Annotated in this window: 18 protein-coding genes; 8 read left to right on the forward strand and 10 right to left on the reverse strand. The window is 63.0% G+C overall.

The genetic code is table 11. From position 1 onward, the window contains the following. The first annotated feature begins 115 nt into the window (after window positions 1-115). Window positions 116-1,579 (forward strand): PLP-dependent aminotransferase family protein, encoded by a 1,464-nt coding sequence (locus AB0362_RS06465; RefSeq protein ID WP_366235198.1) that lies wholly within the window; start codon window positions 116-118, stop codon window positions 1,577-1,579. Between the two features lie 128 nt (window positions 1,580-1,707). Here the strand turns inward: AB0362_RS06465 and AB0362_RS06470 are convergent, their stop codons facing one another. Continuing rightward, complete coding sequence (locus AB0362_RS06470; protein ID WP_366235199.1) at window positions 1,708-2,157, reverse strand: YdeI/OmpD-associated family protein; 450 nt, start codon at window positions 2,155-2,157, stop codon at window positions 1,708-1,710. 112 nt (window positions 2,158-2,269) lie between these two features. After that, the gene (locus AB0362_RS06475; RefSeq protein ID WP_366235200.1) at window positions 2,270-2,737 is read right to left on the reverse strand and encodes an SRPBCC family protein; all 468 of its coding nucleotides are present in this window, start codon (window positions 2,735-2,737) and stop codon (window positions 2,270-2,272) included. A gap of 99 nt (window positions 2,738-2,836) precedes the next feature. Here AB0362_RS06475 and AB0362_RS06480 point away from each other — a divergent pair, with 99 nt between their 5' ends. Continuing rightward, window positions 2,837-3,445, forward strand: coding sequence for a ClpP family protease (locus tag AB0362_RS06480; protein WP_300523730.1), 609 nt, complete (start codon window positions 2,837-2,839; stop codon window positions 3,443-3,445). Then, window positions 3,442-4,068 (forward strand): ATP-dependent Clp protease proteolytic subunit, encoded by a 627-nt coding sequence (locus tag AB0362_RS06485; protein WP_094640729.1) that lies wholly within the window; start codon window positions 3,442-3,444, stop codon window positions 4,066-4,068. Before AB0362_RS06480 ends, AB0362_RS06485 begins: the two co-directional genes overlap by 4 nt. Here the strand turns inward: AB0362_RS06485 and AB0362_RS06490 are convergent. Together AB0362_RS06490 and AB0362_RS06495 are read right to left on the reverse strand one after the other, a co-directional pair. Continuing rightward, window positions 4,026-4,328: a helix-turn-helix transcriptional regulator gene (locus tag AB0362_RS06490; RefSeq protein WP_255183123.1), complete on the reverse strand. Its 303-nt coding sequence runs from the start codon at window positions 4,326-4,328 to the stop codon at window positions 4,026-4,028. The genes AB0362_RS06485 and AB0362_RS06490 overlap by 43 nt on opposite strands. A gap of 45 nt (window positions 4,329-4,373) precedes the next feature. After that, window positions 4,374-4,811: a protein-tyrosine phosphatase family protein gene (locus AB0362_RS06495; protein ID WP_366235201.1), complete on the reverse strand. Its 438-nt coding sequence runs from the start codon at window positions 4,809-4,811 to the stop codon at window positions 4,374-4,376. A 102-nt stretch (window positions 4,812-4,913) separates the two neighbouring features. Between AB0362_RS06495 and AB0362_RS06500 the strand changes: the two genes are divergently transcribed. Continuing rightward, window positions 4,914-5,390, forward strand: a complete 477-nt coding sequence (locus tag AB0362_RS06500) for a hypothetical protein (protein ID WP_366235202.1) — start codon at window positions 4,914-4,916, stop codon at window positions 5,388-5,390. Window positions 5,391-5,395: 5 nt separating this feature from the next. Continuing rightward, window positions 5,396-5,833, forward strand: a complete 438-nt coding sequence (locus AB0362_RS06505; protein WP_366235203.1) for a hypothetical protein — start codon at window positions 5,396-5,398, stop codon at window positions 5,831-5,833. A 490-nt stretch (window positions 5,834-6,323) separates the two neighbouring features. On the opposite strand, the gene AB0362_RS06510 is transcribed toward AB0362_RS06505, so the two are convergent. After that, a complete protein-coding gene (locus tag AB0362_RS06510) occupies window positions 6,324-6,989 on the reverse strand; it encodes a class I SAM-dependent methyltransferase (RefSeq protein ID WP_366235204.1) in 666 nt (221 codons plus the stop codon). A 102-nt stretch (window positions 6,990-7,091) separates the two neighbouring features. Further along, window positions 7,092-7,412, reverse strand: a complete 321-nt coding sequence (locus tag AB0362_RS06515; RefSeq protein ID WP_366235205.1) for an SRPBCC family protein — start codon at window positions 7,410-7,412, stop codon at window positions 7,092-7,094. 276 nt (window positions 7,413-7,688) lie between these two features. Here AB0362_RS06515 and AB0362_RS06520 point away from each other — a divergent pair, with 276 nt between their 5' ends. After that, window positions 7,689-8,360, forward strand: coding sequence for a TetR family transcriptional regulator (locus AB0362_RS06520; RefSeq protein WP_366235206.1), 672 nt, complete (start codon window positions 7,689-7,691; stop codon window positions 8,358-8,360). Then, the gene (locus AB0362_RS06525; protein ID WP_366235207.1) at window positions 8,357-9,289 is read left to right on the forward strand and encodes a TIGR01777 family oxidoreductase; all 933 of its coding nucleotides are present in this window, start codon (window positions 8,357-8,359) and stop codon (window positions 9,287-9,289) included. Before AB0362_RS06520 ends, AB0362_RS06525 begins: the two co-directional genes overlap by 4 nt. 19 nt (window positions 9,290-9,308) lie before the next feature. On the opposite strand, the gene AB0362_RS06530 is transcribed toward AB0362_RS06525, so the two are convergent. The 3 genes from AB0362_RS06530 to AB0362_RS06540 are packed head-to-tail and all read right to left on the reverse strand — an operon-like array spanning window position 9,309 to window position 12,753. Continuing rightward, a complete protein-coding gene (locus tag AB0362_RS06530) occupies window positions 9,309-10,064 on the reverse strand; it encodes an SDR family NAD(P)-dependent oxidoreductase (protein WP_094634638.1) in 756 nt (251 codons plus the stop codon). Next, entirely contained in the window at window positions 10,061-11,617 is a 1,557-nt protein-coding gene (locus AB0362_RS06535; RefSeq protein ID WP_366235208.1) for a long-chain fatty acid--CoA ligase, read from the reverse strand. Before AB0362_RS06535 ends, AB0362_RS06530 begins: the two co-directional genes overlap by 4 nt. Window positions 11,618-11,628: 11 nt before the next feature. Further along, window positions 11,629-12,753, reverse strand: coding sequence for a DUF5938 domain-containing protein (locus AB0362_RS06540; RefSeq protein WP_317547823.1), 1,125 nt, complete (start codon window positions 12,751-12,753; stop codon window positions 11,629-11,631). A 246-nt stretch (window positions 12,754-12,999) separates the two neighbouring features. Between AB0362_RS06540 and AB0362_RS06545 the strand changes: the two genes are divergently transcribed. Continuing rightward, complete coding sequence (locus tag AB0362_RS06545; protein ID WP_366235209.1) at window positions 13,000-13,638, forward strand: TetR/AcrR family transcriptional regulator; 639 nt, start codon at window positions 13,000-13,002, stop codon at window positions 13,636-13,638. Here the strand turns inward: AB0362_RS06545 and AB0362_RS06550 are convergent. Continuing rightward, window positions 13,632-14,840: a citrate synthase gene (locus AB0362_RS06550; RefSeq protein ID WP_366235210.1), complete on the reverse strand. Its 1,209-nt coding sequence runs from the start codon at window positions 14,838-14,840 to the stop codon at window positions 13,632-13,634. The two genes, AB0362_RS06545 and AB0362_RS06550, sit on opposite strands and share 7 nt — an antisense overlap. Window positions 14,841-14,867: the final 27 nt, after the last annotated feature.

The following is a 14,867-nucleotide window of genomic DNA, read 5'->3' on the forward strand; positions in this document are numbered from 1 at the left end:
AGTCCACCCTGCGCCCACCATGGACAGGACCAATACAGCTCCAATTGCGATCATATGACCACAATGGACTGCTTTCACTCCAAATAGTGCAGTCCAGTGTGCGAGAGTGGCATGCATGGACTCGTTCGACGCCTCCGCCATCACGGCCCCGGACCTGGCCGCACGGATCGACCCATCGACGTTGCGAAACCGATCCGGTGGTCCGCTCTACCTCGAGATCGCCGACGAGTTGCGGCGACTGATCGAGAACGGTGAGGTGTCGGCGCAGACGCGTCTGCCTGCCGAGCGGGCGTTGTCGATCAGCTTGGACGTCAGTCGGGTGACAGTCGCATCGGCGTACCGGCATCTGCGCGAGGGTGGGTGGATCAGCGCCCAGCGAGGTTCGGGTACCTACGTCTCGCCGACGGGGTCTTTGCCGTCGTGGGGTTCACTGGCCGGCGACCGAGAGACTGCAAATCTGGAATTCGTCAACGCCTCCCCGTCGGCATCGCCGCTGTTGTCCGACGCGTACGGTGTTGCGGCAGAGACGATTCGAGACCGTTTCAACTTGGGCGGGTACGCTCCGTCCGGTCTGTTCGAGCTCCGAGAGTCCATCGCCGCGTACTACCGAGGGCGGGGAGTGCCGACCACCGCCGACAACATCCTCGTCACCTCCGGTGCCACCGACGCCATCCACGCTGTGTTGGCGACGTTCACCGAGCCCGGGGCCCGCGTATTGGTGGAGCACCCGACGTATCCGGGTGTCGTCGAACTCGTCCACTCCCTCGGCGGTCGTTGCATCCCGGTGCCCATCGATCCCGACAACACCGACGAGTTCGTGGCTGCCGCAGACAGGTCCGCGCGGCAGAGTGCACCGACGTTGGCGTACTTCATGCCCGACTTCTCCAATCCGTCGGGTGCGCGACTCCCCCTGAGCACCCGCCGACAGCTGTCCGCCACCATGCACCGCCACGGCGTACTGACCATCGTCGACGAGGTAGCGGCCGATCTGTCTCTCGACGGTTCACCGGATATCGAGCCCTTCGGAGCCGCCACTCCGGACGTGGCGACGGTGACCGTCGGGTCCACGAGCAAGACGGTGTGGGGCGGGCTGCGGGTCGGGTGGGTTCGCGCCGAAGCCGGCCTGTTGGCGAGGGTCGCCGCAACCTATGCGCGACGCCAACTTTCGGTCTCGATCATCGATCAACTGGCGGCAGTCGAGTTGTTGGGTAAGTACGACGAGGTGCGACGAGTCCGTGCGGAGGCGTCGAGAACGGCCCGCGATCACACCGTCGCACTGATACGTGATCATCTGCCGGGCTGGCGCTTTCGCGTTCCCGACGGCGGTCTGGCACTGTGGTGTTCCCTACCCGACGGCATCCGATCCAGCCATCTCGTCGCCGACGCCCAGTCGCAGGGACTGCTGCTGGCACCGGGACTGAGATTCGGAACGGGGTACGCCTTCGACGATCGTCAGCGCATTCCGTTCACCCGGTCACTGTCCGACATCACCTCGGCGGTCAAGATCCTCACTCGCCTGTCGTCGGAGAACACCCCGACGCCGACCGTCGCGTCGAGCACGCCTGCTGCGGTGGTGTGAGCCCCGACGGCCATCGCAAACGCGCGCGCGTCCGCGAGACGCTCGCGAATTGGTCACCAGGTCGCTAGCGGGATCGCGCGCACCTGGCGAATGCGCACGCGTTTGCGATGTCCCAGGGCCGGCAGCACTCAGGGCCGGAGGGACTGGACGATTGCCGTGACGCGCCGCTCGCGAGTGTCGTCGCGTTTCGCGTCGGCGACGGACCTTGCGTGTTCCTTTCGCGTCGACGGTGCCAGCGCATCGAACGCTGCTCGGAGAGTCGGATCCGCGTCCAAGGCTGTCGCCAGCTCCGGCGGAACCTCGATCACCTGCGGTTGGTCGTCCAGCTCGATGGTCACGTCGACGGTGTCGCCGGCCTCGACGCCGAGTGTGGCGCGAACGCTCTTGTTGAGCCCGAGCAGATTTTCGCCACCCATTCGGCCGATGCGCCCACGCACCGTCCGACCACCGATCGTGAACCGAACTGGCGGCGTTTTGGTGGAACCGAAGGACGCGACCTGCTCGTCAGTGAGCACAATGGCCGCTGCCGGGCCTCGTGATTCGAGAACCGTGGACATCCGCAGAGCCGTCGCTGCCATGCGGACAGGCTATCGGTCACAGGTGCGCTCAGTGTCCACAATTCGCGTCGAGAGGCGGGATTCCGTCGTCGGCCTCGAACAGTGGACAGCCAGCGCACCTGGCCGACAGTAATCAGGCTTCTGCTTCCACGATTCGCTTGATTGCGGCCAGGGTGCGAGGGATGCCGTCGAGTGCCGCCTGGCTACGAGTGTCGATTTCCTTCTGCGCGTCGTCACCGAACTTGCTGTGGAAGAAGGCAATGCCGTCGGGCAGGAAGTTCCAGTTCTCGGTCAGTCGTGTTCCGCCATCGACGGTTTCGAGGGTGTAGCCCCAGCGAACGAAGTTGTCGCCCACCACCCACGCGAACTCGCGACCGGGTTCGGCTGCGGCGACCGTCGACACGGTCTCCCACGTGCGACCCGGCACCACGTTGCGGCCGGTGAACGTCGATCCGACGCCACCGCCGTCGGCCTCGTTCCACCAGCACTCCTGGCAGATCGGGCTCCACTCTCCCGTTCGGGTGATGTCGGAGACAACGGCGTACACGTCGTCGACCGACGCATCGACGACGACGGATTCGGAGAACTCGAGTGCAGTCATCTCTCCATTGTCCATCCGGCACCCGCGAAGCTGTGAGCAGACCCGCTGCCTACAGCAGAACCATTGGCATGCAATCGAATTGGGACTCACACTCGAACCATGAGCGAAACGCCACGAATGTTCCCACCCGAACTCCGCAACCAACTCCTGCGTCATCGAGTCCTGGTGCTCGACGGCCCCCTCGACGACGACAACGGCACGGTCCTCACCACCCATTTGTTGACATTGGCCGCCGACAACTCCTCGGCCGACATCGCCCTGTGGATTCACTCCCCCGGCGGATCGGTTCCCGCGATGCTCGCCATCCGCGATGTGATGCGGCTGGTGCCGTGCGACGTGTCGACGCTTGCACTCGGGTTGGCCTGCAGCGCCGGTCAATTCCTGTTGTCCTCCGGTACGCGCGGCAAGCGGTATGCCCTGCCGCATTCGCGAATACTGATGCATCAGGGATCGGCCGGGATCGGTGGATCGGCCGTCGAAGTGGAAGTACAGGCCAACGATCTGCGTCATACCCGAGATACGGTGCTCGGGCTCATTGCCGACGACACCGGGCAGACACGCGAGCAGATCTTCGACGACTCTCTGCACGACCGTTGGTTCACCGCGGAAGCAGCCCGCCAATACGGGTTCGTCGACGCGATCGTCGACTCGTTCGATCAGGTCATGCCCGCGCGACGGGCGTCGTTCGGAATGGAGTTGGCCCGATGAGCACGTACACCATTCCCAATGTCATCACCCGAGATTCGCGGGGCGAACGCGTCGTCGACGTCTATTCGCATCTGCTCAGTGAGCGCATCGTCTATCTCGGTACCGGTATCGACGCAGGGGTCGCGAATGCGATGATCGCGCAGCTTTTGCATCTGGAGGCCGATTCCCCCGACCAGGAAATCTCGATGTACATCAACTGCGAGGGCGGCGACACCGCCGCCATGCTCGCGATCTACGACACGATGCAATTCATCGGATCACCTATTGCCACAACATGTGTGGGGCAGGCCGTCGCGGCAGGCGCTGTGCTGCTCGCAGCGGGAGCACCGGGGCGACGCTCTGCGCTCACCCACAGCCGGGTGGTGTTGCATCAGCCTGCCGCACAAGGCCGCGGCACCATCCCGGACCTCATTCTGGCCGCTGACGAAGTCGTCCGAGTGCGAGCCGAGATGGAGGCAATTCTGGCGGCACACACCGGACGCGACGTGGACACGCTTCGACACGACACCGACCGAGATCTGGTGTTGACGGCACCGGCTGCTCTCGAATACGGCGTCGTCGATCAGGTTCTCGAGGGGCGTCAAGCGGCCATCAACGTCGCATCGCCGCGCGAGAGGTCGTGATGCGCAAGGCGTGAGATTTCGGCCATCGACGTGCCCAATGCGCCGACGACGGCCGCGAGGATCTCGCTCGACGGATCCTTGCGGCCGCGTTCGAGCTCCGACAAGTACTGCGGCGCAATGCCTGCGCGCGCAGCGGTGTCGGCGAGGGTATCTCCGCGGGCGTGTCTGCGCTCGCGTAGTCGTCTGCCGACCACCTCGCGCCACAGGGGTTCTACCGCGCGCGCTGCTCGACGCTCATCGATTCGTATGACCTGGCCCATGATCGGAGCCTAGGCCTCCCGTCCGTGATGGGTCGCAGATTCTGCTCAGAGCAGAGAGCTCGGTTTCACGAATGTCCTCGCATAGCGCTTCTGCCAGGGCGTTTCGATAGCGCGGTGCGAGTAATTGCTCCGGACATAGTCGATTGCAGCACTTCCCGGCAAACCGTCCAGCGCAACCAGGCAGGCCAGTGCGGTGCCCGTTCGCCCCTCACCGCCGGTACACGCAATCTCGACTCTCTCGGTTGCACAGCGGCGCAATACTTCTCGTAGTCCGACCTCGAGCTCATTCGAGTCGGACGGCAGCCGGAAGTCGGGCCAACGAACCCATCGACTGTCCCACGCGAACTCGCCCGGATCCTTGCCCTGCAGGTAGATCCCGAAGTCCGGCAACGGACCGTCAAGCATCGGAACACGCAAAGCACGTCCACGAACGAGGCTGCCCGACGGCAACTGAAGCACGCCCCGGCTGTGTAGATCCCACATTCGACGCGTCCTTTCCTCAGCGTCCGCTCCCCGCTCCATGACTGTTCTACGCCTTCAAAGAATCAACCTTTCAGCGGGGGAACATGCTGGCATACTCGGACGATGCACCGCCTGTTGTTCGAGCACCGTGAATGCGTTTTGACCGGTAGTTGGACGCCGGAGCACGGGGTCGAGGTCGGGTCGTCCACGTTGCCAGCACCGTGGTTGACCGCGCTCGGTCGACTCGGCCACGACCTGCATGTGCGTCAATACGGCTCTCGCATCGAACATATCGATTGGGCGGCCATGTACGACCCGGACGGCGGCGCGGTGTGGCTCGAAAGCGCCGTCACCGTGGAGGGGCGAAATCCGGATGGGCTCGGCGGCAACGGAACCGGCGCGCAGGTGGACGACGGTGTCGAGAGGGTGCTGGTATCGATGGCAGATCTGGTTCAACTGCAAGTCGCCGAAGCCCACACAGCCTGGCCGTGGGGTGACGAGGGTGGATTCATGGCCCCTCACCTCGTCGAAGGTGTCGCGATGTGGATCGATCGAGCCGGCCGAGCGACGCCCATAGGCGATCTCACGGAGAGGAGCTGACTCGTTTGGCTAGACCATCGTGGACCACATCGGCTGTCTGTTGGCCGATAGTCGGTGGGGTCGTCTACGCATGCTGGTCGCTGTTCCGGTCAGCCAGTGTCGTCGCCGATGGCGGCACCGTTGTGTACGCGCTACTGATCGGAGCAGTTCTGGGCGGAATAGTCGGCTGCGCGACTTATGTCGGCGGTACGTGGGCATTGAAGGTCATCGATGGCGAACATGCTCTCACCGCTCGATCAGCCCGCAAAGTCGTTGTATTCGCCATCCTCAGCGCCGCTACCGCGGGCGCGACCATCTTCGCAATTTTCGCACTGTCGAGGCAGATCGCGAACGCAGGCGCTCCTACCGCAGTGGTAGTCGGATTGTGCTTCTTCCTGTCACTCACGTACTCACCGACGGCAATCCGTGAACGGGAGGATCGAAAGCAAGGAAAATCCGCCTGACCTCTGCCACTTCTCGACGTATAGATTCTGCGGTATCGTTCGCTGCACCAATCCGAAAAACTCACCGGCCCGCCTCCGACATGGCGCTTATGATGACAATTCTGCACGAGAGGGCAATGCCCGCGTTTGTCCGATGAACACCCACAGGCCGCGTGCCGCGCGAACTGATGGTTGGGCACTCCAATACTTGACGCAGTGGCGTCAGCGAGTCGAGTCCGTCGAGAAACAGGTCAGCGGGAAAAGTCGGTCTGCACGTGACAATCGGGTCCCGCTATCGACCGGATTGACTGGCTGTCCGGCATGCGACGGGCACTTCGGCGGCGAAGGACCTCGCGATGGACTGGAGCGACTCATGCGACGCCATGGACGCCACGCCCACCAATTACGCGCCGCTGTAGCTCGATTGGATCAGCGGTACCGAGACGTGACCGTCGAGATCGACCGGTCCAGAACACTGCCGTGGTGGGAACGCCGAGCACCGTGGGTGTGACTACACGCCAGGCTTCGTCCACTCGATTGTGTGTCGAAACCCTAGGCGGTGTCGCATCTTCTTACCCGGTAGCCACTTTTCGGCCATGTCTCCGATGTCGTCGAAGCTCAGCACCGGATCCTTGACCGGGAACGGTGGCGACGGTGCTGTCACCGGACTCGGCCACGGGTGGTGCAGAAATCCGATGAAGGGGTTGGTCACGATGGAGACCGAATCCCACAGCAGATCTCGCACGCTGGTCGGTGGAGAAAGCCCGACGATGAGCACGCGGCCGCCCGGCGCAAGAATCCGCCCGACCTGACGCAAGGCATCGTCGATGTCGAGGTGATGCAGGACGGCGACCATGGTCACGAGATCGATCGAATCGTCTGCCCACGAATCCAGTTGACGATCCGTGATCGATACGTTGTCGACGTGGCCAGACGTGGCCACTGCGATTCGGCGCATCTCATGATCGGCATCGGCCCCGACGACGTGCTCGAAATGAGGAGCCAAGGCTCGCACCAGGCCACCCCGTCCGCAACCCATATCGAGTGCACGGCCACGCCGGTCCGGCAGATTCGCCAGAATCCAGCTGTGGAAGTAGTCGTTGTGACTCCATGGGTGTCGCTCGTTCAGCTCACGAAGCCACTGGGCCCCTCGGCCTCCGATGAGGGACGTTCCCATTCGTCTCAGCACCACGGTACTCAGTATCCACGAGACGCACCTAGGACGGTTCGGCGCTGATCAAAACACGTGGTCGGCGGCGTCGGGCGCATACCCGCTGAATCAAGCGGACTGAGCTTCCAGCACCTCCTCGAGTCTTTTCAAGTCGTCGGCCACCATGCCGAGATCACGCTCGAATTCTTCGTCGCTCAGTTCGATTTGTCGGACCGTGAACAGAATCTCCGCGCCATTTGGATGACTCAGCACTCTTACCGGATTGTTCACGACGATCCCCGACGGCAGTGTCACGTCATGATCGAGGACGCCGAGGTCGTTGTGCGGCACGAAGCGTACGGTCACCTGTCCCATCGGCGAATCGACGAGAAGCCGATCACCGTCGATGGTCACCGCGCTGTTCGCCAGTCCTGCTGCCCATTTGGGCAAGTTCGCAGGATTCGCGGCGAACTCGTACACCTCGTCGGGTGTCCGCCTGATAACTCGAGCCACATGACGACTCGCCACAAAGGGTTCTCGGTTCATAGCAGCGACCCTACGTCTGACGGTCAGCGGCGGTTCCAAAAATCGGACCGGTGTCGAAGCGGTCGGCGCGACCTGTCGTCCTCGGTACCGATCTCCACACCACCGGCTCCCGCGGACTTGAACGTGTTCAAAAACAGGTCTATCGTCAATTTTGAACACGTTCAGAATTGAGGTCAATCGATGGCTCGCACGTCCGAGACTCGAGACAAGGTGGTCGAGGTAGCACTTCGACTGTTTCGCGAGGAGGGGTTTCAGGCCACGACGATGCGTCGTATCGCCGATGAAGCGGGTGTCTCTCTGGGAAATGCGTACTACTACTTCGCCGGTAAGGACGAGCTGGTCAACGAGTTGTACATGGTGATCCAGCGCGATCATCGCGAGCGCGCACTCGCCGTTCTCGTCGACGGCGGATCACTGTCCGAAAACCTTGCTGCCGTCTTGCATTCCGGTCTGGACGTGATGGAGCCGTATCACGCATTCGGTGGATCCTTCCTGCAGTTGGCGTTGCCCACCCGGTCGAGTTCCAGTCCGTTCTCGGAAGAATCATCCGACGCCAGGTCCATGGCCATCGACCTCATGCGAACCACCTTGGAGACGTCGAAACAGAAGGTTCCAGGTTCCCTGAAAGACGTTCTTCCGCAGCTGCTCTGGATGATCTACATGGGTGTCACCCTCCATTGGGTCACCGACTCCTCGGACAACCAGGCACGTACCCGCACCCTGGTCGACGGGCTCGTACCGGTGGTGGCCAAAGCCGTACGCCTCGCTCGTCTCCCGGTGGCGCGGGGGTTGGTCACCGACGTGGCCGGCCTGTTGAAACGAATGACCTCTCCAGAAGGGTTGGACCAGTGACTGATTCACCATCGACTGTCGTCGTCTGCGGCGCCTCTGGCTACATCGGCCGGTATCTGCGTCGCTCCTACGAAGATCGCGGCATTCGCGTCAGGACCGTCGGGCGCGGAACATCCAGTGATGCAACGTGGTCCGACCATCGCGGCCTCGTCGATGTGCTCGACGGTTCCGATCTGGTCGTCAACCTCGCAGGCCGCTCGGTGAGCTGTCGCTACAACAAGGCGAACGCGGACGAGATCATGTCATCGCGCATCCAGACGACGGCCCAACTCGGGCGTGCCTTGGGTCAGGTCCAGAACCCACCCGAATTGTGGGTCAACGCCAGTACGGGCACCATCTATCGCGATTCGCGCGACAGGCCGATGGACGAACGATCCGGCGACATCGGGTCTGGATTCTCCGTCGAGGTTGCCCGCGCCTGGGAGCGTGAGCTGTTCGACGCCGATGTGGCCATTCGCAAAGTGGCGCTGCGTATGTCGATCGTGCTGGGTGCAGGCGGCGGGGCGATCAACCCGATCATCGACCTGACCCGAGTCGGACTCGGCGGCACGATGGGCGACGGCGGCCAGGTGTTCAGTTGGGTGCACGTCGCCGATGTCGGACGCATCCTCGATCACCTCTACGACAACACAGGCATCTCCGGCCCCGTCAACGTCGCCACGCCGTTCCCGGTGACCAACGAGGAGCTGATGCAGAAGGTGAGGAACACCCTGGGGCGACGCCGCGGGTTGCCGACACCGGCATGGCTGCTTCAGTTCGGGGCACGGGTGATTCGCACGGAGGCAGAGTTGGCCTTGAAGAGCCGTTGGGTGGATCCACAAGTATTGAACGGCAGTGGCTTCGAGTTCCGATACCCAGACCTGCAGGAAGCGCTGACCGACATCGCATCCGAGACACCCCGAGGCCTGCTCCCCGTCGCCCTGGGATGACGACGGAGAGCCCTCCGAGCTACACGAGCGACGCCGACAGTCCTCCGTCCAAAATGTAGTGGCTTCCGGTGATCCACGACGCCCGGTCGGAGGCGAGGAACAACGTCACTTCCGCGATGTCCTCGGGTGTCCCCAGCCGTCCCTGCTTGGCCTTGACGAGGTCACCGAACGGGATCTGGGTCGCGGCTTCGAAGTCCGGGACCAATCGGTCGACCATTGCGGTGTCGGCAAATCCGGGGCACACCGCATTCACCCGCACTCCCGATGCTCGCATCTCGATGGCGGCGACGCGGGTGAGCTGGATGACTGCAGCCTTTGTAGCGCAATAGGATCCGAGCAGCGCGGTGCCGCCCACACCGGCGAGCGATGCGATGTTGACGATGTTCCCCTTCGACTCGACCAGTGCACCGATCGCGGCTTTCATCACCAGGAACGTGCCCTTGACGTTGACGGAGTAGATCTTGTCGAAGCTCTCCGTCGACTGTTGGAGCAGCGGCGACGACACTTCGATTCCCGCGTTGTTGACGACGATGTCGAGACCACCGAGAATCTCGACGGCCTGCGCCACCGCACTCTGCACCTGACTCTCCTCGGACACATCGCAGTTGGCGATCCCGGCGGCACCGATCTCCTCGGCTGCCTTCGCTGCTGCGCCTTCGTCGATGTCGCTGACCACAACACGAGCGCCACGCTCGATGAACATCTGGGAGATGGCTTTTCCGATGCCGGCTCCGGATCCGGTGACGAATACTCGCTTGCCCTCGAACTCGGTCATGGTGTGCTTCCCTTCGATGATGAGTGAGACATGATGCTGCGTACTTCGGTCTTGAGGATCTTTCCCACCTTCGAGCGGGGAAGGTCGGTCCAGATCTGAATCTGTTTGGGTGCCTTCATGCTTCCGATTCGCGCCTTCACGTGCGAGATCAGATCCTGGTCGGACGCATCCCGGCCGGGTCGCAGCAGAACTGCCGCGGTGACGCGTTCGCCCCACTTGTCGTCGGGCAGCCCGACGACGGCGCATTCCTTCACCGACGGATGCGACAGCAGAGCTTGTTCGACCTCGGCCGAGTAGACGTTGAACCCGCCCGTGATGATCATGTCCTTGGCGCGGTCGACGACGTACAGATAGCCGTCGTCGTCGAGATACCCGATGTCACCGGTGTGGTGCCACCCGTACGCCCCCACTTCGGCTGTGGCGTGGGGATTCTCGTGATAGCCCTGCATCACCAGGGGCCCGCGGACAACGATCTCTCCCCGCTCACCACGATCGACCAATGCGCCGTCGTCGTTCATGATCGCCACCGCTGTCAGAGGGGTCGGCTTGCCCGCCGAGCTCAGTCGTTCGGTGGCGATCGAACCGTCGCTGCGGAAGTGATCGGCCGGAGCGAGCGTTGCGATCATGTTCGGTGCCTCGGTCTGCCCGAAGAGCTGCCCGAGAACCGGTCCTACTCGGGTCAGTGCCTCTTCCAGCCGAGTCGGCGACATCGGAGCGGCCCCGTACCAGAGGCATCGTAGCGACGTCAGATCCGTGACGTCGAGATCCGGATGATCGAGCACGCCGTAGATCACCGTCGGCGGCAGAAACGCGTGGGTGATCCCGTGTTTCTCTATGAGGGACAGAAACTTTCCGACGTCCGGAGCAGCCATGACGACAACGTGTCCGCCGAGACTGAGGATGGGGAACGTCAGCACGCCCGCGGAGTGGGTCAGCGGCGCGAGAGCCAGGTACCGAGGCCGATCCCCGAAGGGATAGCTCATGAGTGCCGTCGCCGTCGCCGTCATCATGTTCTCCTCGGTCAGCCTCACCCCCTTGGGCTTTCCGGTCGTACCGCCGGTGCCGGCGATCATGCACAAGCCGTCCGCCGGTCGTCGCTCTTCGACCGATTCCGAACCGTGTTCGACGAGCCAGCTGTCGTACGAGAGTGCTCCCGATACGTCACCGTCCAGACAGACGAGCCATTCCAGTCGAGGCAGCTGATCGCGAATGCGTCCGACGAGATCGGCGAAGGCTTTCTGGAAGAACAGGAATCGGCAGCCGAACAGCTCGAAGAGTTGCCGATTCTCGTCGGCTTCGTTGCGTGGATTGATGGGGCACCACACCGCCCCCGCGCGCGAGATCGCGAACACGCATGTCAGCGCGAGCGGGTCGTTGGCGGAGAGCACAGCGACTCGGTCGCCTGCCTCGATTCCGTTGTGCTGCAACGCAGCGGCGATGGCCACCGTGTCGTCGTACACCTGGCCGTAGTTTCGGGTGGTGTCACCGATGGTGAGACACGGTGCGTCTCGGCCCAGTGACACACCCTTGTCGAGGTAATCGGACAGCCGCATCGGCCCTGTCCTCAGCTGTGTGCAGTGACGATGGGCTCGAGCACCAGCCCGAACGCGCGAAGCACGCCGAGCAGTTCTCGATGCCCGAATGCCTGGCAACTCGAGGCGAATCCCACCTTCTTCGGCGGTCCCTGCAGCAGATGCGCCGCTGCGTAGGCGTTGAGCAGCGCGGTCTGCTTGTAGTTGCAGTTGCCGTGGATCACGGTGTGCACGCGACCGAGTGGTCCCGACGCATAGACCGAGTCGAGTGAGGTGTTGATGCGTGGGTTCTCACGCGGGGGTGTCTCGCTGCGCACCGACGACGACACCGTGTCGATGATCTGGTACTTCTCGGCGTCGGACTTGCCTTCCATCTGGGCCATTGCGGCAGAGATGATCTGGGGCACTGCCAGCATCAGCGGCTTGTTGATCACCCCGCCCAGGGCACGTGCGTTCGCGACGCGAGGATCGTTCTTGAACCACACCGGATGGGACGTGCCACCCCAGGGAAGAGCCAGGCCCAGATCGTGTTGGCCGGGCACGACGACCTGCATGACGCCGTCGTCCGGCCATTCGACGTACTCGTTCTGCTCCAGATAGTAGGCCTTGGAGAACGCGGCATTGGTAAGGATCGTGTTCGTCGACGCGACCGTCGGGTGTCCTTTCCAGAAGACCTCGATGTCGAGTGTGTCCAGCCCCGGCGTCTCGAGGCAGATGTTCGCAGCGATCTCGCCGATGCTGTACATCTGTGCCAAACCTGTTGTGAGCACGAGGTTTCGGGCAGCGAATTCCGCGCCGTACTTTGCCTCGGCGTCGATCATCCAGTCCTGCTCACCCGTGGTGTCGGTGTAGTGCGCGCCGATCTCGATGCACGCCTGCGCAACTTCGTGGCCGTATCGCGAGAACGGTCCTACCGTGTTGAGGACGATCTCGGCACCCCGGAATGCCTCGGCGAGGGCCGCCGCGTTGTGTTCCACCTCGACAACGTCGTGCTCGACGGTCTCGATGCCGGGAACCACGTCGATGATGCCCTTGACTCGGCCCTCGTCGCGTCCGGCGGCCAGGAACGGAATGTTGTACTCGCGCAGGTATTCACAGATCAGTCGGCCGGTGTATCCCGACGCACCGTAGACGACGACGCGCTTGTCGGTTGGCATGGAAGGTCCTCTCGTGATCGGCCCGTCCGCACGGCGGACCGAGATGGATTGAGACTGCGAGCACCGGAGGGGACGTGGGGAACATCCGCCCTTCTGACGTGTGCTGCGCATCACAATAGGATAGAATTTGTACAGACGTCAAGCTTTTTCTTGACAACTGACCAACATCTGGCCGACACCGACGTTCCCTGATCGGCCGTCGGGCATACACTGAGTTGACGACCACGCGCGGAAAGGACCCGGCACATGACCCAGACCGCTGATCCGCGCGCGCGTATCGAAGAGCGAGCCCGCAACAAGTTCGAGGCCAAGCGCACCGAGCTGGCCGAGGCGACGCTGCACACGCTGGCCGAATTGGGTTACGCGCGCACGTCACTGCGGGAGATCGCGCAGAATTCCGAGTACTCACACGGCGTACTGCACTACTACTTCACCGACAAACTCGACCTCATCACGCACGCCGTTCGCCAGTACGAGGCCATGTGTGTCACTCGCTACGACGAGGTGGTGGCCAACGCCGTCGACGCCACCGGCTTGTACGCGGACTTCGAGGAGAAGTACTTCGCCACTCTGGCCGAGGACGCCGGCATCCATCGACTCTGGTACGACCTGCGTAATCAAGCCCTGTTCGACGGGTCCTTCCGCACCGACGTGCTCGAGATCGAGGCGCGTCGTGAGGACATGATCTGGCGCGTGGTCGCTCGTTACTGCGAACTTCGCGGCTCCACTCCCGCACTCGACAAAGCCTCGGCCTACATCCTCCTCGACGGCATCTTTCAGCGCGCTCTGCTGCATCACCTGGCCGACAACACAGCCGAGATCGCTGCCGCGCGTCGCCAACTGCTTGCTGCGTTCGCATTACTGGATTGCCCGACGCCTCAGTAGGTTCCCGGTCGAGTCCCCGTGTAGATGCCGGGAACCCGAAAGCGAAGGGGCGCTTCGTCGTATTCTTCGAGGGCGTGTGCCGTCCACCCGACAATGCGGGCGAGTGCGAACAGCATCTCCGGTGTGTCGTCCTCGAGCCCGTAGGCGAGGGTGAACGTGGCGAGAGCGAAATCCGAGTTCGGAAAGGTATCGAATCTGCTATTCACCTCCTCGATAATCGTGTCCGCTGCAGCGATCACTACGGGGTCCGCACCGTGAGCCGGGTCCCGAAGCAGTCGCAGTAGCTCCTCGGCACGCGGGTCTCGGTCGGTGTAGATGACGTGCCCGAAGCCAGGCACCCGCTCCCCGGATCTCAATTGCGTTGCAAGAGCGCCTATCGGATCGTCGATCGCGGTTGTCAGGAACCGATACACGGGATCGGCGGCGGAGCCGTGCAGCGGGCCGTCGATGCATCCCAGACCCGCCGAGACTGCCGAATACAGATTGGCTCGGGTGCTCGCTGCCACCCGAACTCCGAGCGTCGACGCAGCAAGACCGTGGTCTGCCATCAGGACGAGCGCGGCCTGCAGCACCGCCAGACCGTTCGGATCCGATGGGTCGGACTTGATTGCCGCCCAGACCGATTCGACAACCGAAAGCTCCGAGGAACCACCACCGAGTGCTGCTGCGACCGTCGCCAGCAGCTGCCCTGCCTCGCGGACAACGGATGTGGACCCGGTGTCGAATCGCATCGGTCGGTAGGTGGACGCGATGTCGACGGCGATACGGATCCGATCGATGGACCGGCAATCCGGTGACACCAGCGTTGTCGCTTCTCTACATCGTTGCACCACAACGGAGTCCGCGTGGAAGTGGACTTCGTCCAGCAATTCACCCGTCCAGACGAAGTGTGCAACCGACTCGAACGCACGCGAGCTGAGCTCCACCGAATCGCGCCCCCGGTAGTACAGATGCCCGTCGTCGATCAGCGTGATCCGAGTCCGAATTCGTTCCACCGCACCGATATCGGTGCGCCGCGCAGTGTCCCGTCCGGCGAGAGATTCCACCTCGTCGACGTCGAACACACTCCCCCGTACGCCGGTCAGTCGAGTACTGGTCAGCAGACCGCGGCTGACGTACGCGTACACCGTTTCCGGCTTGACCCCCAGCCGTGCGGCAGCCTGGGCGGTGGTGAGCATGTTCCGACCGTCAGCGTGCGTCATGTCCGCCTTTCACATTGATTCGATCAA

This window comes from Rhodococcus sp. NPDC079359, assembly GCF_040702585.1.
Taxonomy (GTDB): domain Bacteria; phylum Actinomycetota; class Actinomycetes; order Mycobacteriales; family Mycobacteriaceae; genus Rhodococcoides.